Origin of the sequence: Sporosarcina ureae (assembly GCF_029267015.1) — a bacterium.
GTDB lineage: Bacteria > Bacillota > Bacilli > Bacillales_A > Planococcaceae > Sporosarcina > Sporosarcina ureae_D.
This window is the reverse complement of the sequence record NZ_JARIEA010000070.1, coordinates 77125-102622: the sequence shown is the minus strand read 5'-3', so window position 1 is coordinate 102622 and position 25498 is coordinate 77125. Positions and strand designations below refer to the sequence as shown.

The following is a 25498-nucleotide window of genomic DNA, read 5'->3' as shown; positions in this document are numbered from 1 at the left end:
ATATTTATGAAGTCAAATGAATTTTTATAACTTATCATATAATTTAATTAAAAAAACAACGATGCTTTTGAGCATCGTTGTCTACTAGTATTATTTATTCAAATGTAATGTTTTTTACTTCATCTGCATCGAGACGTTTAACGACTTCCACTAAAAGTTTCACTGTGTTTTCAAAATCTTTACGGTGAAGCATGGCCGCATGACTATGGATATAGCGTGTTGGAATACAGATCGCCAATGTCGGAGTTCCCGTTCCGCTTACATGAATTGATCCGCCATCCGTTCCACCGCCGGACATGGTTGCAAATTGATACGGTATATTCAACTCTTCTGCTGTATCCACTACGAAGTTGCGTAATCCTCTATGCGATACCATCGAAGCATCATATAGTAAGATTTGTGGACCTTCGCCCATTGTTCCAACAGACTCTTTCGCGGTAACACCGGGTGTATCACCAGCAATACCTACGTCGACAGCGAAACCGATATCCGGCTGAATTTTATTTGCCGCTGTTTTAGCTCCACGCAAACCTACCTCTTCTTGAATTGCCCCCACACTATACAAACGGTTCGGGTGTTTCTCATCTTTCAACTGCTTCATCACTTCAATCGCGATTGCACAGCCGATACGATTATCCCACGCTTTTGCGAGCAAGTAGTTTTCATTTTTCATCACGGTAAATTCGAAGTATGGCACAATCATATCGCCTGGAAGAACACCCCATGATAGAACCTCTTCTTTTGTTTCGGCACCTACATCAATGAACATGTCTTTAATATCAACAGGTTTCTTACGTGCTTCAGGAGTCAGGATATGTGGCGGCTTTGAACCAATTACGCCTGTAATCGTCTCGCCTGAACGTGTAACGATGGACACTCTCTGCGCAAGCATAACTTGTGACCACCAGCCACCAACTGTTTGGAAGTAAATGAACCCCTTATCATCGATTCGTGTCAACATGAAGCCTACTTCATCCAAGTGTCCTGCGATCATGATCTTCGGTCCGTTTGCATCGCCTTCTTTGCTTGCAATCAGTGAACCGAGTCCGTCATGATCGATTTCATCTGCATAGGGTTTAATGTGCTTCGTCATGACGTCACGTGCTTCGCGCTCATTGCCCGGAATTCCTCGTGCATCGGTTAAGTCTTTTAGCATTTCTAATGTCTCATCCAGTTTCATAAAAGATTCTGCCTCCTCATTATACATTCCAAAATAATTTGTCTGATATTATAGTAATTCTTTACGAATAGCTGCAGGTGATTTAGGTGATAACAAGCCTGGTGCGATGTCATAAACTGTTTTCGCTCCAGTATCGCCTTTTTGCTGCAATTTATAAGCTGCTCTTGCATATGCGACAAGGACACTTGATGTAAATTCGGGATTGCTATCTAATTTAAGTGAGAACTCTATGACTTGATCTGTGTGCTTGCCCGTGTTGCCACTGCGAATGACGAAACCGCCATGCGGCATCTTCGCATGGTCAAGACGAAGTTCTTCTTCTGTAATAAAATGAACGATCGTATCGTAATCTGCGAAGTAATCAGGCATCGTAACAATCGTTTCACGTACTTGATCTGCACTAGCTCCTTCTTCAAGAACGACATAACATTCACGTGTATGTTTATCTTTTGTCGAAAGCTCAGGGTGCTCACCGTTACGCACACGATTGATCGCATCTTCAGCTGGCAATGTGTACTGAACGCCTGCTTTCACGCCGTCAACACGACGCACAGCATCGGAGTGACCTTGACTTAATCCTTTACCCCAGAACGTATACGTTTCACCTTCAGGCAAAATAGATTCACCCATTAAGCGGTTGATCGAAAATAAACCCGGATCCCATCCGACAGAAATAATAGCTGTTGTTCCTGCCTCTTTAGCTACTTCATCAACTGCCGCGAAGTACTCTGGAATCTTGGCATGCGTGTCGAAGCTATCTACCGTTGTAAAGTGTTTCGCAAGGGCTGGCCCTTGTTCTGGCAAGTCATTTTTAGAACCACCGCATAAGATCAAGACATCAATATCATTTTTAAATGATTCTATTTCGTCCAGCTTATGAACGGGTACTTGCTCTGAAAGTAATTGTACGTCTTTTGGCTCTCTGCGCGTGAATACGCCAACTAATGTCATATCTTTATTTTGACTGATTGCTGACTCTACGCCACGCCCTAAATTACCGTAACCAGCGATTCCTACTCGAATTTCTTTCGTCAAGATCACTCATCCCCTTATGCTTTGTTGTTTACGTTTCTCATTTTACCGTGAAGGATGGTAGATTGCGAATATTTATCTTTGAGCAGTTCAGTTCTATTCAAAAAGTTTCATGTTAAAATAGATAGTAGTTGAATTTTTTGTAAAGTGAGGATCATTATGCGCTTTTTTGTCTATCTAATTGTTTTCTTCTCGTTTTTTGATTTATTTTCACAGTTGCCCATCATGAGTCCGTTCGCTACCGGTCTCGGCGCTTCTGCTTTTATTGTTGGATTATCGGTCGGTATTTACTCGTTTGCGAATATTTTCGGTAATATCATTTCAGGTATTTTGACAGATCGCAAAGGACCATTCTATATTCTATTATTCGGTTTGTTCACATCCGCTTTGTCGTTGTTCTCATATGGATTGATTTCTGGTTCAGGAACATTAATCGGCATTCGTTTTGTGCACGGCTTAACGGAAGGTTTGATCATTCCAGCTGCCTTCACGTTTCTAGCTAACGGTTCCGAACGTTCCAAGCGTGGTAGAAATGCTGCAATCTCAGGTGCGTTTGTTGGACTTGCTGCCATTTTCGGACCTGCTTATAGCGGGATCGTTTCCGTTAAGACAAGCGTTGTAACAATCATGGCCATCAATGGGGTCTTCATGGTTCTACTGACAATTGGCGCCATTATATTTTTACGTTCGTTTACATACGTAAGAAAAGTAAAGACAGCGAAACAAAAAGCAGTCAAGCCGTTAGCATTTTTCCGACACCCAGGTATCATACGAGCTTTTCTTGGCGCGTTCTTCCTGATGTTCTCACAAGGCGTGTTGGCCTTAGTACTCCCACTAAAAGTCGAGTACCTTCAGTTTGATGCAAAAACGACAGGCATGCTGCTAAGTGTTTTCGGTCTAGTCGCTGTGTTGATTTTCGTTTTGCCGATCAATCGGATTTTTGATATTGCTCGTCCGATGGTCACATTGGCAGTCGGCTTGATTTTGATGAGTGGCAGTATGTTGTTCTTATCACAAGTTGACGAACTATCTTTGATGATGTTGGCGATGGTCGTCTATGGAACTGGATTCGCATTCCTATTCCCTTCTATTAACTCATTGCTAATTGATTCTACGGAACCAGAAACGAGAGGGAAAGCGTACGGATTCTTCTATGCGTTCTTCTCGTTTGGCGTTGTAGTAGGATCTAGTGCTATCGGTATATTGGACTTGGAATTCCATCATGCCTTTATGCTTGCAAGTGCGATTTTGTTGATCGCAGCTATTTTTACATTAATCGGTTTGCGAAAAGATACTCGTCCATTCGAGGGTCAACGCTCTGCACAGTAAATATTATAAAAAAGGTATCATAGTCTTAGAATTAAAAAAGACATCACAGGAAGTCGAAAAACAACGACTACCTGTGATGTTTCCTATTTACGCTTGCTGTGTTGAAAACGAATCGATAATCTCAAGGAACACTTCTCCGTAACGCTCAAGCTTCGTTTCGCCTACCCCTTGCACAGTTAATAACTCTTCATTAGTGGCAGGCATTTTTGCTACCATATCTCGTAATGTCTTGTCCGAGAAAATAACGAATGGTGGGACACCAGCTTCTTGTGCCAGTTTCAAGCGCATCGCTCGCAGTTCGTTGAATAACGGATCGTCTTTAGCGATGACAGTTGTCACCATCTCGCCTTTACGCCAGACTTTTACTTTTCCTAGTAAGACGTCTTTCCCATCTTCACTGACGAAAATAGTTGGATACGGCCCACTTTCAACTTGTAGATAATTCTTTGAAATCAAAAATTCGATAAAATCTGCTACGTCTTTGGCATTGCGCCCTTTCATCAATCCATATGTCGATAGCTCATCAAAGTTCAATTCTTTGAGCTTCTTATTTCTCGATCCTGTCAGTACTTGCGCAACCATCGTCTTACCGAAGCGTTGCCCCATGCGAATAACACAGGAAAGCACTTTTTGCGTATCAACGGTTACATCAAACTGTTCGCGCGTGTCGGTGCAGTTACCGCAACGACCACAATCTTCAACATCCTCTTCGCCAAAATACTTGATGATATGTTTTTGCAGACAGCCTTCCGTATGGCAGTAATCTACCATCACTTGCATCTTTTTGATTTCATTCGATACACGGGAAGGATCTGGAGACTGTTCGATGAGGAAGCGTTGTGTTAAGACGTCTTGCGAAGAGAATAACAAATAACAATCACTGTCGAGCCCGTCACGCCCTGCTCTTCCAGCTTCCTGATAATAACTTTCCATATTCTTCGGCATTTGATAATGAATGACGTAGCGAATATTGGATTTATCAATTCCCATACCAAACGCGTTAGTTGCGACCATCACGCGTGCATCTTCCATGATGAATCGATCTTGTTGCTGTTGGCGTTCATCAATTGATAATCCTGCATGATACTTTGCAGCTTGAATACCGCTTTTTTCAAGTAATAAATAAACTTGCTCCACTGCTTTTCTAGTAGCGGCATAAATAATGCCCGATTCATTTTTGTTTTTTTGAACATATTCTTTAACAAATTGATCTCGGTTTTGACCTTTGACTACAGAGAACACCAAATTGCTTCTTTCGAAACCAGTTACGACGCGACTTACAGGCGGGATATGCAATTGCTGGCATATATCATCCTGTACTTCCGGCGTGGCCGTTGCGGTTAGTGCAAGAACAATGGGTCGGCTGTTTAAATAATCAAAGATACGATGGATATTTCGATAACTCGGCCGGAAATCATGTCCCCATTGTGAAATACAATGCGCTTCGTCGATCGCAATCAGTGGAATCGTCATTTTTTGCAATTGGTTGAGAAAGGATTCGGAATCCAATCGCTCTGGAGCCACATATAACAGTTTATATTTTCCTTCAAGTGCGTTGTCCATTGTACCAAAATATTCTTCTGTCGATAGCGTACTATTAATATACGCTGCAGGAATACCTAACTGATGCAATGCATCGACTTGGTCTTTCATCAAGGAAATAAGCGGCGAGATGACAAGAACGGTTCCTTCCATCGCTAGCGCAGGTACTTGATAACAAACCGACTTACCGCCACCTGTTGGCATGACGCAGAGTGAATCATCACCTTGCAATACTTGATCGATGACCCGTTGTTGTCCCTCCCGAAATGCTGAATAGCCAAAATACTTATCCAATATATCTAATGGATTTTGAATGATCGCCACCACCTCCTCTTAGTCATTCATGTTTTATGATTCAAATAATATCCGTTCTTCTTCTCGGCTATGTAATTCATTCACTACAATTAATCCGTTGAACTTTTGAAGAATTTCAGGTGTTACAGTTGGATCTTCTTCACGCAACGCTTCTATATCTGCTACGAGTATTCGCATTAAATCATGATCTCGTGTAAGTTGAATAATATCTCGTTCGAGTTCAGGTTTTTCTTCCATCATTTGCTTGTAGAAACCTTCTTCTTCCGCATCTGCATGACTGATGACACGCGTCTTCCAATAATCCACTAAATGATCGCAAGCTTGCTGAACCATTTCCGTTTCACCTTGTTCGAAGTACTCCAATAAATCATCTGTTTTCATGATGGCTCCCGAGAGTCCCCCTTCATGAATAGCCTTATGTGAATGAAGCTGTCTTAATGCGGGTCCTGACATAGTGACCACTCCTTATAGTTTTCTTAAGCATAACAGAATTCATGTTTTAGTGATAGTTTCCCCTAATGAAAAATGCCTCGCAGAAACTTTCTCCGCAAGACATTATTTATACTTTTGCTATACGAATGCGACTGACCATCATCCAAGCTAGCACACACATATAGATTACAAAATAAGGTGCAATCAAATACGGTACAGCAAAATATCCCAATGTAAGCAATACTCCAGCTACAGTAATAGGCAAGCCATAATAAGAACCGTCAAACTCTTCTACATTATAGCGAGCCAAACGAACAGCACCTGCTAGAATATAAAATATTACAGCAGACAAGCCAATCCACATCGTATCGGACAACGCCGTGGAATATAGTAGAATAGCAGGAGCTACTCCAAAAGAGACCAGATCACTAAGTGAATCAAGTTCCTTGCCGAAAGCTGATTCCGCTTGGTAGTGTCTAGCGACCATGCCGTCAAACCGATCAAATAAAGCAGCAAAGAAAATAAACATTAAACTCATATGCGCATGACCCTGAAGCACAAGCAATATCGCTATAATCCCTAAACTCAAATTAAAAAGTGTAATGATATTCGCCAATTGGGATTTTAGTTTAGTATAATCAAAATATCTGAATGAAAACAAATTACAGCCTCCTCATTGTATCTCTCTAGTATATTCTTTTAACGGAAGGAAGAAAAGATGAAAACACGTATTTTTAAATCATTTGTTGAATTAACCGGATCACCGATCTGTTCTGCTTTGTTAAAACAAATAACTACTTCACGAATTAGTAAACTGTTAATCAAGCCTTTTGCATCTTTTTATCATATTCAACTAGACGAAGCTAAATACTCAATAGAACAATATAAAAGTCTTAACGACTTTTTCACTCGCTCATTACAACCTGGTAAAAGACCGATTGACAACCATCCAAACAGTTTGATTTCACCAGTAGATGGTGTACTGAGCGATTCAGGAATTATAGACTCGCAACAGCAATTTATAGTAAAAGACAAAACATATAGTCTGACTTCGCTGCTTGGCGATTCAAAAAAAGCCTCACGCTATACACATGGCTATTATTATTTATTTTACCTCTCACCTAGACATTACCACCATTTCCACTACCCTGTTTCAGGAACGCTTGTGAACCGTTATGCATTAGGTTCTACTTCGTATCCTGTTAACGATTTAGGTATTCGTATGCGTAAAGATGTATTTTCTTCCAATCACAGGGTTATTTCTGAGCTTTCCACTGATTTTGGACAGGTGGCCATTGTTAAGGTTGGTGCATTAAATGTAAATAGTATCCGCATTGCAAATTCTGAAACTACTTGTGAAAAAGGACAAGATTTTGGTCATTTTGCATTTGGTTCTACTGTTATTTTATTTATTGAACAAAGTAATATGTTTAGGCCCGAAGAAATGCCTTTTACAGAAGTCCAAGTTGGTGATAGGATCGGAGTGTGGCAATCTTAAGTAGATGAGGTTTTATCATGGAACATCTCCAAGAATATATAGTGCAGTATGGCTATCTTTCTATATTTTTCTTTTTGGCTCTTGGTATTTTCGGCTTGCCTATGCCGGATGAATTGCTTGTAACATTTGCGGGTTATTTGACTTCAGCAGGTACATTTCATTTTGTATTCACGATAATCTTTACAATATCCGGTGTAATGGTCGGAACATTGTTCACGTATATGATTGGTAGAAAAGTTGGTAAACCATTGATTCGGCGTTTCGGAAATTACTTCTTCCTTACGCCTCGACGTATGCAAAAGATTGAGCGTTGGTTTATGACCTATGGCTCGTGGACGGTGACTTTCGGTTATTTCGTTCCCGGCATGCGCCATTTAATTTGTTATATGTCAGGCATGAGTGGTATGAGTATTCGACGATATGTGTTGTTCGCTATTCCAGGCGTTATTGTTTCCACTACGGTATGCTTGTTGCTTGGCTACTTCATCCGTCTTCCTTTTTTCTAAACGCTAGCAAATGAAAGCAGATGGCATAGTTTTTCAAACATATCTTTTACCTTCTCGATAGTAAATTTTAAAAGGACGACACCATTTCTGCTTAAGAAATGGCGTCGTCCTTTTTATAAGTCGTTCTTAGTCGGAATTGTAATTCAAGAAATTCACATACCTTGATCCAATGCATATAGCTGTCGATATCTTTCATTCGTAGCTAATAATTCTTTGTGTGTCCCATCCATGATGATTTCACCATGATCCATGAAAATAATCCGATCCATTTTTTCCATACCCATTAAGTGATGTGTGATCCATACGACCGTTTTATCTTGAAGAGAGTGATGAAGTGTTTCTACGAGAGATTGTTCAGTCACTGGATCTAACCCAACAGTCGGCTCATCCAAAACGACAACGGGCGTTTGTTTCAATAAAATTCTTGCCAGTGCAAAACGTTGACGCTCTCCACCTGAGAATCGTTGTCCTGTTTCCTCCATTTGGGTTTTCAAGCCTTCAGGCAGTGATTGCAAATACTCATATAAACCTACTTTTTCCGCTACTCGTTGTACATCTTCAGTAGTAGCGAATGCATCGCCAAGTTTAATATTATTTTGAACAGTTGTTGCGAAAAGATAAGGTTTTTGATTTAAGACGCTCATCATCTCATATATAGAGTCTCCATACAGCGATGCAGGTTTCTGATTGACATGTACATGTCCGCTTGTTGGCTGAACTGTGCCTAATAAAAGCTGTATGAGAGTAGACTTACCTGCGCCACTTTTACCAAGTACTGCAACTTTTTCTCCAGGTTGAATCGTCAGTGAAAAATGCTGAACCGCATTTTCTTTCTGACCTTCATACCGATAACTTACATTGTCGAGTTCGATAGTCGCTTCTTCCACATTACCAAGCTCCATTGCCGTTTGATCCACTGCAGTATTTTGCTGATGAATGGCATCAATTCTTTGCAAAGATGCTTCATAAGCAGGTAAACGTTCTATAGCAAACGATATGGGAATCAATCCTTCTAAAATCGGCAACGTAACCAATGTAAATGCAGCGATATACGTAGGTGCCAATGAACCTGCTACGGCTTGCTGTCCTGCCCAAACTCCGACGACTAAGACTAGTAGCCCTGAGAAAATTTGCAATTGCATTGTCCGAGACTGTTGCCAATACGCCAGTTTTTTATCAATAGCATGGCTTGCATGACTTTCCTCTTTAAATGACGCAAGGAATTGTTCTTTTCTGCCACTAATGATCCAGTCACGTAACCCAAAAATACCTTCTGTCATCGTATTATACACTTGACTGTGAAGTTTTTTCGATTGCAACTGGTTTTTCTTCATCATATAAAGTGACAGCATAGGATAAATAAACGTCACGATTGCTAGTAACACAGCCATAATAAGCGCAAACATCCAGTCATAGATTGCCAGCACAATTACAGAGAAACTGAATAAAAATAAACCAATGACAGTCGGAAACAGCGTACGGATGTAGACGTCTTGTAAATGTTCAATATCATCCGCTAGTGCACCAAGTAAATCGCCTGTTTGAAAACGTGAACGAATGAATAATGCTTGCGGCTCCAGTACGTGATATAGCTGCACCCGCATATCAGCAATAATCTTCAATACGGCATTATGGCCAAGCAAACGCTCTACATATCGCAAGGCTGCACGTGAAATACCGAATGTCCGAACTGCCACGATCGGAATATAAACGAGTAATATCGTTTCAGGCCTTTCCGATGTACGGGATATTAAATATCCTGAAGTAAAGGTCAACATCGCAGCCGAGAGAATAGTCAGTGTTCCGAGAAGTATAGTAGATAGTATGGTTTTGTTATATTTACGGGCATAGGGAAGTATATGTTGTTGGTACAAGTTCATACAGCATGCCCCCTTCCACGCGCTTCAAGTAAACGACAATAGGCTCCGTCTAGTTGCAATAATTGTTCGTGAGAGCCCGTTTCTACCACTTTACCGTTTTCAAGTACTACTATGGTATCCATTTCCTGCATCCAATGAATACGATGCGTAGCAAATACAACGAGTTTATCTTTTAGAAGCGGTAAAATCATTTGCTTCAATTCATGCTCTGTTTCAATATCTAAGTGTGCAGTCGGCTCATCGAATAATAAAATCTGACGACGCTGCAATAATGAACGCGCTAAAGCAATCCGCTGTTCTTCCCCACCACTAAGCACGCGTCCGCCTGCACCGATCCGTTCTTCGTAACCTAAAGGGAATGTCGCAATTAACTGATCCAAACCTACACGTTCTGCTGCATCTTGTACTTCCTGCAAAGAAGCGTCGGGTTCATAAAAGCGTATATTACCGTTTACAGTATCTGGAAATATCGTTGGATGTTGCGGAATGTAAGCAATTTGATTTTGCCAATCTGCAACAGCGAGATGCGGTAATTCTTGTCCGTCAAGTCTAAAACTACCAGCCCTCGGAAGTGTGAATCCCGATAATACATCAATCAACGTGGACTTCCCTGCACCTGAATGACCGATGACACCTACTTTTGTAAACCCGTTTAATTCCAGATTCAAGTCTACAAAAATGGTTTGTTCCCCCATTTTGACTTCGACCGTACGCAATTCAAGTTTTGATTTGTCATTCCAAGCTGCAATCGGCGAATCAACTACTGGCTGAACCATTGTTTCCTCTTCTAATATACTGTGGATTTGTAAGCTCGCGTCCTTACCATCAGCTGTCGCATGGAAGTCATTCCCCAACTCCCTAACAGGTGAGAAAAATTCTGGTGCTAAAATCAAAATAGCTAAAGACGGTTCAAGAAGAATTTGTCCATTGATCAATCGCAGACCAAGTTCAACCGCCACTACCGCTACGGACAAACTTGCAAAGAAATCCAATGAAAATGAAGATAGAAACGCATAGCGCAATGAACGGTTCGTCGCAATGCGGTATTTATTACTTACGATCGCAATGGATTCTTCGTGCGCTCGGCTACGTCCCAAGTATTTCAACGTCACAATACCCCGTAATGAATCAACGAAATGTCGAGATAATAAACGGTACGTATCCATCTGTTCATCAATTTTCTTCTTCGAAACCAACCCGATCAAAATTAAGAAAATGATCAGAATCGGCAAGACTATAATGAGCGTCACAGCTGACATAATATCTAGAGTAAAGACATATACCACAATGACAAACGGAACAATGGCCATCGCTAACGTACGCGGTATAAGCAATTCTATATACTTTCTGAACTTCGGGACACCTTCTAAACCAAGCGTCACCAAATGTCCAGAACCATATTTCCCTACAACCTGAGGACCAAGATCAAAGATTTTCTTTACTAATTGTTGCTCATAATCCTTTGCTGTTAGATCGGCAAAGCGATATGAAATCCGTTCCTTCGCCCATTGAATCACATGACGTACACTGTTTGCTACGACAAAAATCACAAATGACCGAAGTGCTTCACTCCAGTCTGCACCTTGGAACAATTGTGTAATCGCTTTTGCTAAGTAAATTGCTTGAAAAACAATGGAAATTGACTGAACTACAGTAAGTAGTCCAATCAATGCCATCACTTGTTTACTTCCTTTGTATTGAAGCAAGTATTTATCCATTAGTATTCTAGATGCTCCTTATCACCTGTCAACCGTTTACGGAACACGTAATAACTCCAAATTGTATACGCCAAAACGATTGGCACCATAGTAAACGCTACGATCGTCATGATTTTCAGCGAATATTCTCCTGAAGCTGCATCTGCAATCGACATATTAAATGCAGAATCCATTGAGCTGATCATCACATTCGGGAATAGCGCAATGAAAAAGTTAGCCATAACAATGATCAACACTAAACCAGTCATTGTAAAGCTCAGTCCTTCTCGTTTAGTTTTCAAGAAGAAGAACAGTAAACCGTACAATATAACCGCCAAACCATACAGAGGAATCAAAATAGCTCCATGATCTGTAAAGGCGTCTGTATCCAAATATGTGAAGATGATGAACAATACGAGAAACACGCCAGTCAATGCATACACTTTACGTGCTGCTGTATTCGCTCGCTCTCGTAACTCGTCTACCGTTTTCAATCCAATGAACAGTAACCCGTGCAAATACGATAACAGAACAAACGTTACACCGCCAATAACTGTGTAGACATTTACGAAATCGGTAAAGCTTGCATACATGTTCATATCTCCATCAATCGGTAATCCACGAATTAAACTCGTGAAGAACACCCCGAACAGGAATGGCGGTAAGATACTACCGATGAAAACCGCCCAGTCCCATGTCTTGACCCAAGCTTTTGAATCCACTTTATTACGAAACTCAAAGGCAACGCCGCGTATGATGAAAGCTAACAACAAGACGACGAAAGGAAGATAAAACCCACTGAACGCTGTCGCATACCAGTGTGGGAAAGCTGCAAACATCGCGCCCCCAGCAGTAATCAGCCATACTTCATTCGCATCCCAAACGGGCCCAATTGTATTCATCACGACTCGCTTTTCCAAATCATTACGTGCTAGGAACTTCGTGCTCATTCCTACACCAAAGTCAAACCCTTCCAAAAAGATAAATCCTGTGAAGAGGACACCGATCAATATAAACCAGATATCACTTAATGGCATGTCCTGCACCCCCTGTTTCAAACGGATCTGTTGCCGATACATCCTCTTCCGGCTGCTCTTCAGGACCTCGTTGAATAAATTTCACAAATAATACGACCATGATGATACCGAGGATCGTATAAATAGTAGAGAAAGATATGAGTGAAAACAGAATCTGCCCTGCTGAAACGTTTGGGGAAATACCATCAGCCGTTTTCATCAAACCGTTTACTACCCAAGGTTGTCGTCCCATTTCAGACATGATCCAACCAAATGAGTTACCTATGAACGGTAAGAAAATCCCTATTATTAGAAGTCGCAAGAACCAAACAGATTCTACTATCTTCTTACGGAACAACAAGAACAGACCCATTGCACCTAACCCTAGTAGTGTTCCGCCCATAACCACCATTATACGGAAGCTCCAAAATGTTGTTTTAACTGGTGGAAGATATTCGCCTTCTCCGTGCTTATCAATCATTTGTTGTTCCAATGCGTTCATACCTGAAACTTTCCCTTTAAATTCACTATATGTTAAATAGCTCAACATATAGGGTATGTCGATACGTTTACTTGTCTCACGATTTTCCACGTCAATCTTGGCGAACAAAGTCCAAGCAGCCGGGTCTCCACTATCTTCCCATAGCGCTTCCGCTGCAGCCATCTTCATTGGTTGAGCATGCATCAAGTACTGTGCTTGTGCGTGACCAGTAAATGCTATTCCGAGACCTGATAACATACCGACTACTAGTGAGATCGTTAAAGACTTCTTAAAGAAATCCACTTTACGTTTTTTGATCAAGTACCATGCGCTGACACCAACTACGAAGAATGCACCGGTGGCAAAACTACCAAAAACTGTATGTGGGAACGCAACCCATAGTTTCTCATTTGTTAGGACAGCCACAATGTCATTCATTTCCGCACGGCCATTTTGTAATACATAGCCTGTTGGATTTTGCATGAACGAATTCGCTGCTAAAATCCAGAACGCTGACATGACTGTACCGATAGATACTAACCAAATACACGCTAAGTGTAATTTCTTCGGAAGCTTATTCCAACCGAAGATCCAAATTCCAATAAATGTAGACTCTAAGAAGAATGCTAGTAATGCTTCTACTGCTAGTGGAGCTCCGAAGATGTCTCCAACGAATCTAGAGTAGGCTGACCAGTTCATTCCGAATTGAAACTCTTGAATGATTCCTGTTACTACACCAATCGCAAAGTTTATAAGAAAGAAAACACTCCAGAATTTCGTCATTTTTAAGTAAATTTCATCTTTCTTCACTACATACATCGTTTGCATGATCGCAATGATCAGTGCCAGGCCGATGGACAAAGGGACGAAAATGAAGTGAAACAATGTAGTAGATGCGAATTGGATTCTTGCTAATAAGACTTCTTCCAACATATTGTTGATCTCCTTTCGATCTGTGTTTCTATTACCTAGAATAACGCAGAACAAAAAAAAGTTCGTGAAGTATGTACGATATTCCTGTTACAAACCTGCGAACTTATGTCAAAACTGTCTATAAGTTATGGCAGCTTTGTAACAAAGCCCGAAAAGTGCCGGTTTGAATGGTTTTCAGTGGATTTCCTCTCTAAATCTACCAGTAGCGGTTGGATTAAAACGAGAAGACAATCCACATTAGGCGGAAGATTTCCGCTTAGAACGTCAGTAAACGGTGCCTTCCCCTTTTTCTAACTACGCTAATATATAAAAAAACTTGCTACCTATATAGTAGGAAGCAAGTTGTTAATTTAGATTTTATCTATTACTTTCATAATCTCATCATAATCAGGATGTCCTTTATGCAGATGTATAATGAAGTTATCTATTCGTCTTACGGCTAATTTCTCTGTCTTACTACCAATATATACAGGAAGATTCCCTGTCTCGTCGACTATTTCCAAACGCTTGTCAGATGGATCTAGTTTATAGAGATGTAATGGAAGTAAAGCATCGCCGTTAATATTCAATGTCATGCCACTTTCCGCCCTAAACATATCGATTGCTGCTTCAGCTGGTTCGCTCACTGTGAATCCTGCTACCTCGAGTAGACTAACCACTTCTTGAAATACCTTTTCATCTTCCACAGCAGGAATTATGATCTCCTCTTCTTCTGGAATTTCAGGCGTTAGTTCAGGTGTCTGTTCTTGTGGAGCTGCTTCTTCTTCGTCACTACACGCCACTAACGCTACTGATAAACAGCTAAGTACAATGGCATACAAAACCCATTTCTTCATAAAGCTCATAGATTGATGTCCTTTCTATTAAAACAATTTCTATTATTATTATACATCATTCTACAATTATACTTAATCTAATTCGTATTTCTAGACAAATGGTTGGCAACAAATTATGATGAATATACAGTACATAATAACCTATACTTATTAACAACTATTACTAGTTGATAATTATTATAAATAAGGCTATCTTTTTTAATTTAGCTTTGCTATACTAGTATTCATAGGTTATAAACTACCAATTTAGGAGGAATGCATTTTGAATAACAATGATAATAATTCTCAAAAAAGAAAATTGACGACTGCTGCGGGTGCACCTGTAGTCGATAACCAAAACTCTATGTCAGCTGGTCCACGTGGTCCGCTTCTATTGCAAGATGTATGGTTGCTTGAGAAATTAGCGCATTTTGATCGTGAAGTAATTCCTGAACGTCGTATGCACGCAAAAGGCTCTGGAGCATATGGTACTTTCACTGTAACGCATGATATTACAAAGTATACGAAAGCAAAGCTATTCTCAGAGATTGGTAAACAAACTGAGATGTTCGCACGCTTCTCCACTGTTGCAGGCGAACGTGGTGCAGCAGATGCAGAGCGCGATATCCGCGGATTTTCTTTGAAATTCTATACTGAAGAAGGAAACTGGGACATGGTCGGAAACAATACACCTGTATTCTTCTTCCGTGATGCATTGCAATTCCCTGACTTGAATCACGCAGTAAAACGTGATCCACGTACGAACTTACGTAGCCCAACAAACAACTGGGATTTCTGGACTAGTCTTCCTGAAGCGTTACACCAAATTACTATTTTAATGAGCGACCGTGGTATTCCACGTTCATTCCGTGAAATGCACGGTTTTGGTAGCCACACATTCAGCATGATCAATGCAAACAACGAACGTCACTGGGTTAAGTTCCACTTCCGTTCCCAGCAAGGTATTGAAAACATGACAGATGAAGAGGCTGCAGCAACAGTTGCAACAGATCGTGAAAGTTCACAACGCGATTTGCTAACTAACATCGACAATGGCAATTTCCCTAAATGGAAAATGTACATTCAAGTTATGACAGAAGAAGAAGCAATGAACATGCCATACAATCCATTTGACTTAACAAAAGTTTGGTATAAAAAAGACTTCCCTTTAATTGAAGTCGGTGAATTTGAATTGAATCGCAACCCTGAAAACTACTTTGCTGAAGTAGAGCAAGCGGCATTTACACCAGCAGCGGTCGTTCCAGGTATTGGATTCTCCCCTGATAAAATGTTACAAGCTCGTCTATTCTCTTATGGCGATGCACAACGTTACCGTTTAGGTGTCAATCATCACCAGATTCCTGTTAACGCACCAAAATGTCCGTTCCACAGCTTCCACCGCGATGGTGCAATGCGTGTTGATGGTAATTTGGGCTCAACTACTCACTACGAGCCAAACAGCTACGGTGAGTGGCAAGAACAGCCGGACTTCAAAGAGCCGCCACTAAAAATTCATGGCGACGCAGACCACTGGGATTTCCGTGAAGATGATGATGATTATTTCACACAACCAGGAAAGTTGTTCAATTTATTGAACTTGGAAGAGCAGCAGCGTCTATTTGATAATACTGCGCGTAATATGGGTGATGCACCGAAAGAGATTAAAATCAAGCATATTCGCCACTGCTACTTGGCAGATCCGAAATACGGTGAAGGTGTAGCAAAAGCTTTGGATATTCCAATGGCTGATGTTGATATCGAAAACACGACAACGATTGTTGAAGAGTAAGTTTATATAAAAAAGAGATGTCCCGATTGTTACAATGGGGCATCTCTTTTTGTGCGGAATTAGGTTTAAGGATTAGTGCAGGGTTAGTTAATAGTGTGTACAAGGGAATTGAAGCTCCAGCTGGTGGACGCTTTCCCATGGGCTCGCGGTGAGCTGATCCATCGGGAGTCGCCACCAGCTTCCGCTTCAATTCTACTTTTATAGCTGAGCTACCTATATTACTCACTATAAGTAGTGTGTGAACTATTGTTTTGTTTTAACTTATTTGAGTTCAAGTAAAACAGTTAAATACCGATTACACCCCCTACTTCAATACAAATCAATAACGTTTCACCCTGCAAGGGATTGGCGCGTTGGAGGGACTAGACTCTGAGAGGATCAGTGGGACAGATGAAACACCCATCCAAGCGAGTGCCGTAGCGAAGGACGACTTTTGTGAGTAAAAGCGAAGCGTTAGGAGCACATCTTTGCATTTAATTCCCACTCCAATAAGAATGCCTGCCACATTATCGCTATTATCTTTCCAAACACAATTTTTCAAGTGAAAAAAGAAGCTATCACTAGATGTCATGAAAGTTATGACTTCTTGGATAGCTCCTTCTCATTCTACGCTTTATCGCCTACGCCATTTAAAATGTTAGCAATCAACAGTCCAAGTACGATGGCGATCACACTCATGACGAATGGTGTACCACTTTCAGGCATGCCTGGGAAAATTACGAAAATCGATCCTAGGATTAATCCTATGATGACAGCAAACATGCCCGTGTGGAAATGGGATAGTAAATAGCGTATAACTTTACTGCTAATGATAAATCCAAATACGATCCCGCAACCTGTAACAATGATAATTGGTAAATTAAAGTCTGATATTGCCGTAATGACCGTCGCATAAACGCCTAGCAATAGCAAAACGAATGATCCACTTACTCCTGGTAACAGCATTGCCATACTGCCTGCCCATCCTGAAAGGAATAAGATGATAGTACTTTTAACTGTCAGATGGGTAATGGTTATTGGAGCAATAGGATTCAAAAAGGCGGTAGAAGCCAATGCTGCGGCTACTAGTAGCATTAATACTATATGGTGAAATTTGAAGTTCTGTTTTAAGCCTGCTTGCTTTGAAACAAATGGAATGACACCAATAATTAATCCTAAAAAGAAGTACTGAGTAGGTTCATGATAATGTTTCAGCAAATAGGAAATGACTTTACTGAATAGAATAATCGTTGCGCCCATTCCAATACCAAGAGGCAGTAGAAAACCGATATGCTTCTTCCAATCCTTACTAAAAAATCCGCTAATTGAAATAAGTAACTGATCATAGATCCCTAATATGAATGCAATTGTTCCGCCACTAACTCCAGGAACCAAGTCACTGATTCCCATCAAAAAACCACGATATAAATTTCTCCATTCCATGCCTGTTGTTCCCCCAATGATTTCATTCCGTTTAGTATATCATGCTGTGCTGCATTAACTACAGTTCACAACTATTTCTTTTCTTCAGATATTACAACTGTTTGAACACTATATGAATATCCGCACCTAAATAGGACTATGCAAAACAAAAGTTGTTCCATTGTTAGTCAAAAACAATGAAACAACTTTTGTTTTAATAATCGTCCATTTCGGAAACTGTCACGAATTTATATCCTTGTGACTGTAAATTCTCAAGTACCGCGTCCAGTCCATCTGCTGTGGACTTATGAATATCGTGCATTAAAATTATGCTTCCTGAACGGGTAGCATCCGTCACATGTTTTAACAACAGCTCTGGATCATGATGCTCCCAGTCTAATGTATCCACGTTCCATAACACCACAGGTAATTTCGTGCTTTCTCGTACACGATCATCAACGGCCCCATATGGCGGTCTGAAAACAGTAGCCGTTTTTCCTGTAGCTGCTTTTATTATTTCTGAGGTGCCTGTCACTTCACTTAAAAGTTCAGTATCCGTAACCCCGGTCAATGAAGGGTGATTCCATGAGTGATTACCTATCTCATGTCCAGCTTCGGCTACCTTCTTGGCAATTGCAGGGTACGAATTCACTCTATTGCCAAGCATAAAGAATGTAGCTTTTGCATTGTATTTATCAAGTGTTTTTAAAATCCTTACTGTGTATATAGGATCTGGTCCATCATCAAACGTCAACGCAATAGTCTTTTCTTTTTGGGTCTCATCTGTTTCTACTTGGAACCTCTTCGCAATGAATGGATTCAATTTACTCAATGGAATCTCCACTGTTGCCGGTCCAGCTTGACGTTTAGTAAATTCACCCGTTCCAAAGTATAAAATTAATGAATCATCGGTTAAAGCAAAGTTCTGATAGTTTACCCACATCGGCTCTGTTGGTTGCCATACACTTTCGTCAATCACATCATCCTTAAGTAAAGGACTATGATGTATTTCGTGTCGCACTACACTTGCCATGCGCTTTAACTTTTCAAGATTATGATCCACAACGTCCTGAATCGCTAATTCTTTGCCAGTTTCAGGATTGATATGAAACGTATGCATTTCTACTTGACTATCCTGATCAGCAAAATATGTGACAGCCCGCATGACAAATGAATAGTTTCCCGAAAGATGTTGAAGCGTTTCAAAAGATACATCGAGCTTTGACACCCGGTTATTCTTTTGTTGCTCTGTCGCATAAGCTGTTTTTAATTCCTCAACGTAATCTAGCACTTGTTGATTGAACCCATCATACTCGGTTTGTGGATAGTGAATGGTAAATGGATACTGTGCATCGTTATCCTTCTCCACAAACTCTTTAATTCCTGGATAGGCTGATGTAATGGACTCTACCGCTACTTCTTGTTTTGGCTCAGGTATAATCTCATGCGTTGCCTGTTGAATGGGATCTTGAACTTTATGGTTTTTCATTACATTCATTATTAATATAAAAGTAACTGATGTCATGACAAGAATCGCTATGATAAATATATTGTCAATCCATGGTGAACGTCGTTTTGTATTTGTGATTTTCATAAAAAAAAACTCCTTTATAACACAATGCCCTATATCTCCGAACTAATTACAATTTATTTTGTAATTGAACTCCTATACCCTTTAAAATAAAAAGTTACTCTACATTTTAATGATATATTCTTATGCAGATAAAAGCTATAACTTTCCTGTTTTTCTATCTACTAGTATACAATAAATAATGGATGATACAAGGTTTCACCCATTCCCGCTAGTTACTTTATAATGAACAGTTATGTGAAAAGATTTTAGAATCCTTTTCTCAAAAATAAAATTATGCTATACTATTCAGGGCTCGAATTTTGCAACTTCGGGTTCAAGGGATGACCTATCTCTTTGTACACACCGATCTCGGCTGTTGTCTATTGCAAAGATTAAACAGAAGGCGGTAATTTATATGGAAAAGAAAGACTATCGGGTTTTATTGTTTTATAAGTATGTGACGATTGAGGAACCAGAAGAATTTGCAGCTTCTCACTTGGCATTTTGCAAAGAAACTGGATTAAAAGGACGTATCTTAGTTGGATCAGAAGGAATCAATGGTACTTGCTCTGGAACAGTTGAACAGACCGATGCGTATATGGAGCATATGAAAGCCGATCCTCGATTCGCTGATGTATGGTTCAAGATCGATGAAACAGATCGTCATGCTTTCAAAAAAATGCATGTTCGCTATCGTCCAGAAATTGTGAACCTTAGCTTATCTGAAGACGTCAATCCACTGGAACTTACGGGTGAGTATCTAGAACCTGAACAGTTTTTACAGCAAATGCAAGAAGAGAATACGGTGATACTAGATGCTCGTAATGATTATGAGTATGACCTAGGTCATTTCCGTGGTGCGATCCGCCCGGATATTGAAAACTTCCGTGATCTTCCTGAATGGGTAAATGAAAACAAAGAACAACTTGAAGGTAAGAAGATTCTTGCATATTGTACGGGTGGAATTCGTTGTGAGAAGTTCACAGGCTGGTTAAAGCGTGAAGGATTTGAAGACGTTGCACATTTACATGGTGGAATTGTTTCTTACGGTAAAGATCCTGAAGCAAAAGGTCAGTTATGGGATGGTCAGTGCTACGTATTTGACGAGCGCATTGCCGTTCCGATCAACCAAGTAGAACATGTCATTGTAGGTCGTGACCACTTTGATGGAACTCCCTGCGAACGATATGTTAACTGTGCGAACCCCGAATGTAATGCGAAAATTCTATGTTCCGAAGAAAATGAACACCTCTATATGCGTAGCTGTTCAGACGATTGCCGTACACATCCTCGTAACCGTTATTTCGTTGAACACGATATGACAGTGGATGAATACGATGCACGCATAGCTAAAATTGAAGAATTACGTGCAAGCGAAACGATTTCTTAATAGATGAACAGCCAGCTTCCTATGATCAGGAAGCTGGCTTTTTGTTATCGTATGTAATGGATGATTTAAGTACCGATTTTTCATTTATCTCATACTTAACCAAATTTTCCTGCTATATAGTCTTTTGTTTCAGAAAATACGGGTTCGTTAAATATTTTGTCTGTCTGTCCATACTCTTTGACTTCTCCATTTAAGAAAAATGCTGTGAAGTCAGAAATTCTCGCGGCTTGTTGCATATTATGCGTTACAATGACGATTGTATACTGCGCTTTTAACGTTTGTATCAGCTCTTCCACTTTCGCAGTAGAGATAGGATCCAATGCAGATGTTGGTTCATCCATTAATAATATACTCGGTTTAGTTGCTAGTGTGCGTGCAATGGTTAACCGTTGCTGCTGTCCACCAGATAAACCAGTGGCGGATTGATGTAATTGATCTTTTACTTCATCCCATAGTGCGGCAGAGCGTAAATTCTCCTCGACGATATTATCGAGTACTGTTTTATTGTTTTCTCCGTGAATACGAGGTCCATAAGCGATGTTCTCATAAATCGAAAATGGAAAGACAGAAGCATGTTGAAACACCATTCCTACTTTCTTTCGGAGCTCTACCGGATCAATAGAAGTATCTGTTATATTTTCATCACCAATCCAGATTGCTCCTTCCGTCCGCACTCCTGGAATCAAATCATTCATACGATTTATTGTTCGTAAAAAGGTGGATTTCCCACAGCCAGATGGTCCTATGAGTGCAGTGATTTTCTGCTCTTCGAACTTCAAATTTATATTCTTCAGTGCATGATAGCTATCATAAAAGAATTGTAGACTTTCAGTTTGAATAACTGTTTGTCTTCTAGTTTCCGCTACCTTCATCACTAATCTCCCCTATCCTATACGTCCATTAATGTAGTGTTCGGTTTGTTCATGACGTGGATTATTGAAAATCTGTTCAGTGGCCCCATGTTCAACTACTCGCCCCATGTAAAAATAGGCTACTTCATCAGAAATACGCGCGGCCTGTTGCATATTATGTGTCACTATCACGATTGTATAGTCTTTTTTTAACTGAGAAATCAGTTCTTCTATTTTTGCTGTAGATACAGGATCAAGTGCAGATGCAGGTTCATCCAGTAATAATACGCTCGGCTGCATCGCAAGTGCTCTAGCGATACAAAGGCGTTGTTGTTGCCCACCAGAAAGACGCAAAGCCGAAGTATGTAATTGATCTTTCACTTCATCCCACAGTGCGGCTTTTTTCAGACTGTCTTCTACGATTCTTTGTAATTCTGCCTTATCCTTCACTCCATGTCGTATAGGTCCAGAGGCAACGTTTTTGAATATAGATTTGGCAAACGGTACAGGTCTTTGAAATACCATTCCAATCTGTTTGCGTATCTCATGTACATTCACACGAGGTGAATGTAGTTCTATCCCCTCATAAAAGATTTCTCCTTCCGTACGACATTGGTCGATGTCATCATTCATTCGATTAATCGAACGCAGGAAAGTCGATTTACCACATCCCGATGGACCGATTAATGCCGTAACGGATTGTTTCGGGAAGGTTAGACTAACTTGATCCACAGCACGATGTTCACCATAATACACCGACAAATTAGTAGTTTGCAGCACGGAGCTTTGTTGGAAATCGTGACTGTCTGCCAGTTTGGTTCTATTCGTTTTCATTGTAACAGGCTGTAATGCAACTGATTGCATATGGATCCTCCTTTTAGTTGGCACTCATCTTTTTAAACAGTACATTCCCAATAAGACGTGATGTGAAATTAAAGAATAAAATCGAAATAATTAATAATGCAGCTGCTCCGTCAGAAATAGCTGATGCGTCCGGCATAATACCTTCTCCGTTAATTTTCCAAATATGAACTGCCATTGTTTCGGCCGGTCTAAATGGATTTAATGGGGATGTAGGTGACAGTGGGTTCCAATTAGTGAAGTCTATAATCGGTGTACTCATTCCGGCTGTGTAAATTAGAGCAGCTGCCTCTCCGAATACTCTTCCGGATGCCAGTATGACACCTGTGACAATACCAGGAAGAGCTGCTGGAAGTATAATAGTCGTAATCGTTTCCCATTTTGAAAAACCGAGCGCCCACCCTGCTTCGCGCTGTGATTTAGGGACGTTACTGATTGATTGTTCAACCACTCGGACTAATAAGGGAAGGTTGAACACGGATAGTGCAAAGGCGCCTGATATGATTGAAAAACCCCAACCCATATACAAAACGAAAAACAAAAATCCGAACAATCCTACTACAATCGATGGCAAAGAAGAAAGCACTTCGATGAGTACACGAATACAACGAATGAACCAATTGTCTTTCGCATATTCCGCTAAATAAATTCCAGCCCCAATCGCAATGGGGATCGAAATAATCAGTGTCAACACGAGTAAGTAAAATGAATTAAAGAGTTGAGGGCCAACCCCGCCACCCTCTTTAAAAACCTGTGGAGGAGACGTGATGAATTGCCAGCTGAGTTGCGGAATCCCTTGAACAAAGACAAATCCCAGCAATCCTGCTAAAACTGTAATGATCATGCCGACAATTACATATAATCCAGCTGTCGCGAGTCGATCTGTACTTTTAGCTGACATTAGCTACTTTTCCCCTTTCCAATCATTCGGACTGTGATGGTGAAGAATAGGGACATCAGTAAAAGTACAAGCGCAAGTGACCAAAGTGCATTATTCTCAACCTGTCCCATGACGCTGTATCCCATGCCCATCGTTAATACACTAGTAACCGTGGAAGCCGGGTCAAATAGGGATTGTGGGATAACAGCAGCATTCCCGATGACCATCTGCACAGCTAATGCTTCACCAAATGCACGCGCCATTCCGAATATAATTGCCATCATCAAGCCGGGTTTCGCTGTTTTCAAAACAACTTTACAAATCATTTGCCACCTAGTAGAGCCGAGTGCCAAAGAAGCTTCACGGAATGAACGTGGAACTGCTTGAATCGCATCAAAAGCTAAGCTTGTGACGGTTGGTAAGATCATGATGGATAATACAATCGTTCCCGCTGCAATACCGAATCCACTGCCTGGGAACAGATTACGTAAAAAGGGAACAACTACAGTTAAGCCGATGAATCCATATACAACTGAAGGAATACCTACTAACAGCTCTATGACCGGTTGCATGATTCTCTTTCCAGTTCTCGGTGCGATCTCACTCATGAAAATTGCAGCACCAATTGCGAGTGGCGCCGCAATCAGCGCAGAAATTCCTGTAACTGCTATGGAACCTACTAAAAAAGGTAAGGCTCCAATGATAGGCTTACCCAGGGAATTTACTTCCGCTGGGTTCCAAGCCGTACCTGTAAAGAAGTCTTTGACACTGCCGTCATTTGTAATGAAAGTAGATAAGCCTTTTGAAAAGACCAGAAATAGAATGGCTGCGGTGATCGTCGCTGTTAAGGCAACTGAAAGGAATGTCATCCACTTACCAATACGCTCCATGCGCATTTTATTGCTTTTTCTATACAGTGGATGTTCCATCTCTTTTATCATTTTAGCCATTCTATACACTCCTTCCGAAAGTAGAGTAGTTTACAAACACTATCATTTTTTTGTAACAGTTCCTTGCGCATCCCGTTCTACCTGCATACCTGTCACCGGTAGGTAGTCCATTTCGGGAAGTAATGTTTCTTGAATCTCATCTGAGAGTATATAGTCGATCAATTCCTTGGATAGTCCCGTTGCTTCACCGTTTGTATACATATGCTGGTAAGCCCAGATTTTCCATTCATTCGACTCGACATTTTCACGATTTGGTGTAACTCCATTGACTTTTAAAGCTGTAGTTGTTTGATCAAAGTATGAAAATGCTAAGTAGCTGATTGCTCCTGGTGTTTCACTGACAATTTTACGCACTGTGCCTGAAGAATCTTGTTCTTGTGCATCGATCGGCTGTTTTCCATCTAGGGCAAACGCTTCAAAAGTAGCTCGCGTACCAGATCCTTTTGCACGATTGATAACAATAATTTCTTGATCATTTCCGCCAAGCTCTTTCCAGTTTGTGATGTCTCCAGTAAAGATTGCAATCAAATCTTCAGATGAAATATCGGTTACACCCGTCTCTGGGTGACTCACTGGTGCCATTCCGACGACAGCTACCTTATGGTCAACTAAGTTACTTGCGTCCACGCCTTCTTTTTCTTCAGCGAATATATCAGAGTTTCCGATATCTACTGCATCTTCGCTAATTTTACTTAAACCCGTTCCACTTCCGCCTCCTTGAACGTTAATGACCGCGCCTGGATTTTTTATCGTATATTGCTGCGCTGTCGCTTCTACTAAAGGTTGTAGTGCACTTGAACCTACTACCATGATTGGCTCAGTTTTTTGATTGGTTTCTTGGTTGGATTCATCCTTTTCACTTTCATCCGCTTTCGTACTGCTACAAGCTGCGATCACCCATGTACAAAGTAAAACAAACGCCAAAACGGTAATTCGATTACGCTTCTTCATCATTTCTCCCCCTAGGCTTTTTTCGTTTTAGTAGTAGCTCTCTTTCCACTGCTTCTTTACTATAATCAAAGAGTATTGAGGAGTGATGGATGAAACGTAAAGGTTGTGTAAAGACTCTGTATAGAAAAAACAATAAGTCAAAATAGGGATGAATAGTATGTAAATGCTAATGCAAATAAAAACTGAAGGTTAAATC

Annotated in this window: 22 protein-coding genes; 5 read left to right on the top strand and 17 right to left on the bottom strand. The window is 40.6% G+C overall.

Features of this window, described 5'->3' with window-relative positions; translation table 11 throughout:
- Positions 1-94 precede the first annotated feature (94 nt).
- Positions 95-1180 carry a M42 family metallopeptidase gene (locus Q7P97_RS11805; RefSeq protein ID WP_303969363.1) on the bottom strand — a complete coding sequence of 362 codons (1086 nt, stop codon included), beginning with the start codon at positions 1178-1180 and terminating at the stop codon, positions 95-97.
- A 48-nt stretch (positions 1181-1228) separates the two neighbouring features.
- On the bottom strand, positions 1229-2215 hold the full coding sequence (locus Q7P97_RS11800) for a diaminopimelate dehydrogenase (RefSeq protein WP_303969362.1): 987 nt from the start codon (positions 2213-2215) through the stop codon (positions 1229-1231).
- 156 nt (positions 2216-2371) lie between these two features.
- Here Q7P97_RS11800 and Q7P97_RS11795 point away from each other — a divergent pair, with 156 nt between their 5' ends.
- The gene (locus Q7P97_RS11795; protein ID WP_085426501.1) at positions 2372-3541 is read left to right on the top strand and encodes an MFS transporter; all 1170 of its coding nucleotides are present in this window, start codon (positions 2372-2374) and stop codon (positions 3539-3541) included.
- Between the two features lie 87 nt (positions 3542-3628).
- Here Q7P97_RS11795 and recQ read toward each other — a convergent pair whose 3' ends face one another.
- From recQ to pssA, 3 genes are all read right to left on the bottom strand, one after another.
- Positions 3629-5401 (bottom strand): DNA helicase RecQ, encoded by a 1773-nt coding sequence (gene recQ / locus Q7P97_RS11790; protein WP_303969379.1) that lies wholly within the window; start codon positions 5399-5401, stop codon positions 3629-3631.
- Between the two features lie 30 nt (positions 5402-5431).
- Complete coding sequence (locus Q7P97_RS11785) at positions 5432-5851, bottom strand: hemerythrin domain-containing protein (protein WP_303969361.1); 420 nt, start codon at positions 5849-5851, stop codon at positions 5432-5434.
- 106 nt (positions 5852-5957) lie between these two features.
- Positions 5958-6491: a CDP-diacylglycerol--serine O-phosphatidyltransferase gene (pssA, locus tag Q7P97_RS11780; RefSeq protein WP_303969360.1), complete on the bottom strand. Its 534-nt coding sequence runs from the start codon at positions 6489-6491 to the stop codon at positions 5958-5960.
- Positions 6492-6548: 57 nt separating this feature from the next.
- Here pssA and asd point away from each other — a divergent pair, with 57 nt between their 5' ends.
- Together asd and Q7P97_RS11770 are read left to right on the top strand one after the other, a co-directional pair.
- Entirely contained in the window at positions 6549-7328 is a 780-nt protein-coding gene (gene asd / locus Q7P97_RS11775; RefSeq protein ID WP_303969359.1) for an archaetidylserine decarboxylase, read from the top strand.
- Positions 7329-7345: 17 nt separating this feature from the next.
- The gene (locus tag Q7P97_RS11770) at positions 7346-7834 is read left to right on the top strand and encodes a DedA family protein (RefSeq protein WP_303969358.1); all 489 of its coding nucleotides are present in this window, start codon (positions 7346-7348) and stop codon (positions 7832-7834) included.
- Positions 7835-7986: 152 nt separating this feature from the next.
- On the opposite strand, the gene cydC is transcribed toward Q7P97_RS11770, so the two are convergent.
- From cydC to Q7P97_RS11745, 5 genes are all read right to left on the bottom strand, one after another.
- Positions 7987-9714: a thiol reductant ABC exporter subunit CydC gene (cydC, locus tag Q7P97_RS11765; RefSeq protein WP_303969357.1), complete on the bottom strand. Its 1728-nt coding sequence runs from the start codon at positions 9712-9714 to the stop codon at positions 7987-7989.
- Positions 9711-11432: a thiol reductant ABC exporter subunit CydD gene (gene cydD, locus Q7P97_RS11760; RefSeq protein WP_303969356.1), complete on the bottom strand. Its 1722-nt coding sequence runs from the start codon at positions 11430-11432 to the stop codon at positions 9711-9713. Before cydD ends, cydC begins: the two co-directional genes overlap by 4 nt.
- Positions 11432-12448, bottom strand: coding sequence for a cytochrome d ubiquinol oxidase subunit II (cydB, locus tag Q7P97_RS11755; protein ID WP_303969355.1), 1017 nt, complete (start codon positions 12446-12448; stop codon positions 11432-11434). Before cydB ends, cydD begins: the two co-directional genes overlap by 1 nt.
- Entirely contained in the window at positions 12435-13838 is a 1404-nt protein-coding gene (locus tag Q7P97_RS11750; protein ID WP_303969378.1) for a cytochrome ubiquinol oxidase subunit I, read from the bottom strand. The genes cydB and Q7P97_RS11750 overlap by 14 nt, the downstream gene beginning before the upstream one ends.
- A gap of 353 nt (positions 13839-14191) precedes the next feature.
- The gene (locus Q7P97_RS11745; protein WP_303969354.1) at positions 14192-14686 is read right to left on the bottom strand and encodes a hypothetical protein; all 495 of its coding nucleotides are present in this window, start codon (positions 14684-14686) and stop codon (positions 14192-14194) included.
- A 334-nt stretch (positions 14687-15020) separates the two neighbouring features.
- Here Q7P97_RS11745 and Q7P97_RS11740 point away from each other — a divergent pair, with 334 nt between their 5' ends.
- On the top strand, positions 15021-16445 hold the full coding sequence (locus Q7P97_RS11740) for a catalase (RefSeq protein ID WP_483315716.1): 1425 nt from the start codon (positions 15021-15023) through the stop codon (positions 16443-16445).
- A gap of 606 nt (positions 16446-17051) precedes the next feature.
- Here Q7P97_RS11740 and Q7P97_RS11735 read toward each other — a convergent pair.
- The gene (locus Q7P97_RS11735) at positions 17052-17867 is read right to left on the bottom strand and encodes a DUF368 domain-containing protein (RefSeq protein WP_303969352.1); all 816 of its coding nucleotides are present in this window, start codon (positions 17865-17867) and stop codon (positions 17052-17054) included.
- Positions 17868-18060: 193 nt separating this feature from the next.
- On the bottom strand, positions 18061-19440 hold the full coding sequence (locus tag Q7P97_RS11730; RefSeq protein ID WP_303969351.1) for a polysaccharide deacetylase family protein: 1380 nt from the start codon (positions 19438-19440) through the stop codon (positions 18061-18063).
- 394 nt (positions 19441-19834) lie between these two features.
- On the opposite strand from Q7P97_RS11730, the gene trhO reads away from it, so the two are divergent.
- Entirely contained in the window at positions 19835-20809 is a 975-nt protein-coding gene (gene trhO / locus Q7P97_RS11725; RefSeq protein ID WP_303969350.1) for an oxygen-dependent tRNA uridine(34) hydroxylase TrhO, read from the top strand.
- Between the two features lie 95 nt (positions 20810-20904).
- Here trhO and pstB (Q7P97_RS11720) read toward each other — a convergent pair whose 3' ends face one another.
- From pstB (Q7P97_RS11720) to Q7P97_RS11700, 5 genes are read right to left on the bottom strand one after another with little or no spacing between them, the layout of a single operon-like run.
- Entirely contained in the window at positions 20905-21681 is a 777-nt protein-coding gene (gene pstB, locus Q7P97_RS11720; protein ID WP_303969349.1) for a phosphate ABC transporter ATP-binding protein PstB, read from the bottom strand.
- A gap of 12 nt (positions 21682-21693) precedes the next feature.
- Positions 21694-22494 carry a phosphate ABC transporter ATP-binding protein PstB gene (pstB, locus tag Q7P97_RS11715; protein ID WP_303969377.1) on the bottom strand — a complete coding sequence of 267 codons (801 nt, stop codon included), beginning with the start codon at positions 22492-22494 and terminating at the stop codon, positions 21694-21696.
- 43 nt (positions 22495-22537) lie between these two features.
- Positions 22538-23422, bottom strand: a complete 885-nt coding sequence (gene pstA, locus Q7P97_RS11710) for a phosphate ABC transporter permease PstA (RefSeq protein WP_303969348.1) — start codon at positions 23420-23422, stop codon at positions 22538-22540.
- A complete protein-coding gene (gene pstC / locus Q7P97_RS11705; protein ID WP_303969347.1) occupies positions 23422-24351 on the bottom strand; it encodes a phosphate ABC transporter permease subunit PstC in 930 nt (309 codons plus the stop codon). The genes pstA and pstC overlap by 1 nt, the downstream gene beginning before the upstream one ends.
- A gap of 42 nt (positions 24352-24393) precedes the next feature.
- A complete protein-coding gene (locus Q7P97_RS11700; protein WP_303969346.1) occupies positions 24394-25302 on the bottom strand; it encodes a phosphate ABC transporter substrate-binding protein PstS family protein in 909 nt (302 codons plus the stop codon).
- Positions 25303-25498: the final 196 nt, after the last annotated feature.

Bases quoted from the DNA above. Each gene is read 5' to 3' on its own strand.
- Q7P97_RS11805 (WP_303969363.1), bottom strand. From the start codon at position 1,180: ATGAAACTGGATGAGACATTAGAAATGCTAAAAGACTTAACCGATGCA.
- Q7P97_RS11795 (WP_085426501.1), top strand. From the start codon at position 2,372: ATGCGCTTTTTTGTCTATCTAATTGTTTTCTTCTCGTTTTTTGATTTA.
- Q7P97_RS11785 (WP_303969361.1), bottom strand. From the start codon at position 5,851: ATGTCAGGACCCGCATTAAGACAGCTTCATTCACATAAGGCTATTCAT.
- asd (WP_303969359.1), top strand. From the start codon at position 6,549: ATGAAAACACGTATTTTTAAATCATTTGTTGAATTAACCGGATCACCG.
- Q7P97_RS11770 (WP_303969358.1), top strand. From the start codon at position 7,346: ATGGAACATCTCCAAGAATATATAGTGCAGTATGGCTATCTTTCTATA.
- cydC (WP_303969357.1), bottom strand. From the start codon at position 9,714: ATGAACTTGTACCAACAACATATACTTCCCTATGCCCGTAAATATAAC.
- cydD (WP_303969356.1), bottom strand. From the start codon at position 11,432: ATGGATAAATACTTGCTTCAATACAAAGGAAGTAAACAAGTGATGGCA.
- cydB (WP_303969355.1), bottom strand. From the start codon at position 12,448: ATGCCATTAAGTGATATCTGGTTTATATTGATCGGTGTCCTCTTCACA.
- Q7P97_RS11745 (WP_303969354.1), bottom strand. From the start codon at position 14,686: ATGAGCTTTATGAAGAAATGGGTTTTGTATGCCATTGTACTTAGCTGT.
- Q7P97_RS11740 (WP_483315716.1), top strand. From the start codon at position 15,021: ATGTCAGCTGGTCCACGTGGTCCGCTTCTATTGCAAGATGTATGGTTG.
- Q7P97_RS11735 (WP_303969352.1), bottom strand. From the start codon at position 17,867: ATGGAATGGAGAAATTTATATCGTGGTTTTTTGATGGGAATCAGTGAC.
- Q7P97_RS11730 (WP_303969351.1), bottom strand. From the start codon at position 19,440: ATGAAAATCACAAATACAAAACGACGTTCACCATGGATTGACAATATA.
- trhO (WP_303969350.1), top strand. From the start codon at position 19,835: ATGGAAAAGAAAGACTATCGGGTTTTATTGTTTTATAAGTATGTGACG.
- pstB (WP_303969349.1), bottom strand. From the start codon at position 21,681: ATGAAGGTAGCGGAAACTAGAAGACAAACAGTTATTCAAACTGAAAGT.
- pstB (WP_303969377.1), bottom strand. From the start codon at position 22,494: ATGAAAACGAATAGAACCAAACTGGCAGACAGTCACGATTTCCAACAA.
- pstA (WP_303969348.1), bottom strand. From the start codon at position 23,422: ATGTCAGCTAAAAGTACAGATCGACTCGCGACAGCTGGATTATATGTA.
- pstC (WP_303969347.1), bottom strand. From the start codon at position 24,351: ATGGCTAAAATGATAAAAGAGATGGAACATCCACTGTATAGAAAAAGC.
- Q7P97_RS11700 (WP_303969346.1), bottom strand. From the start codon at position 25,302: ATGAAGAAGCGTAATCGAATTACCGTTTTGGCGTTTGTTTTACTTTGT.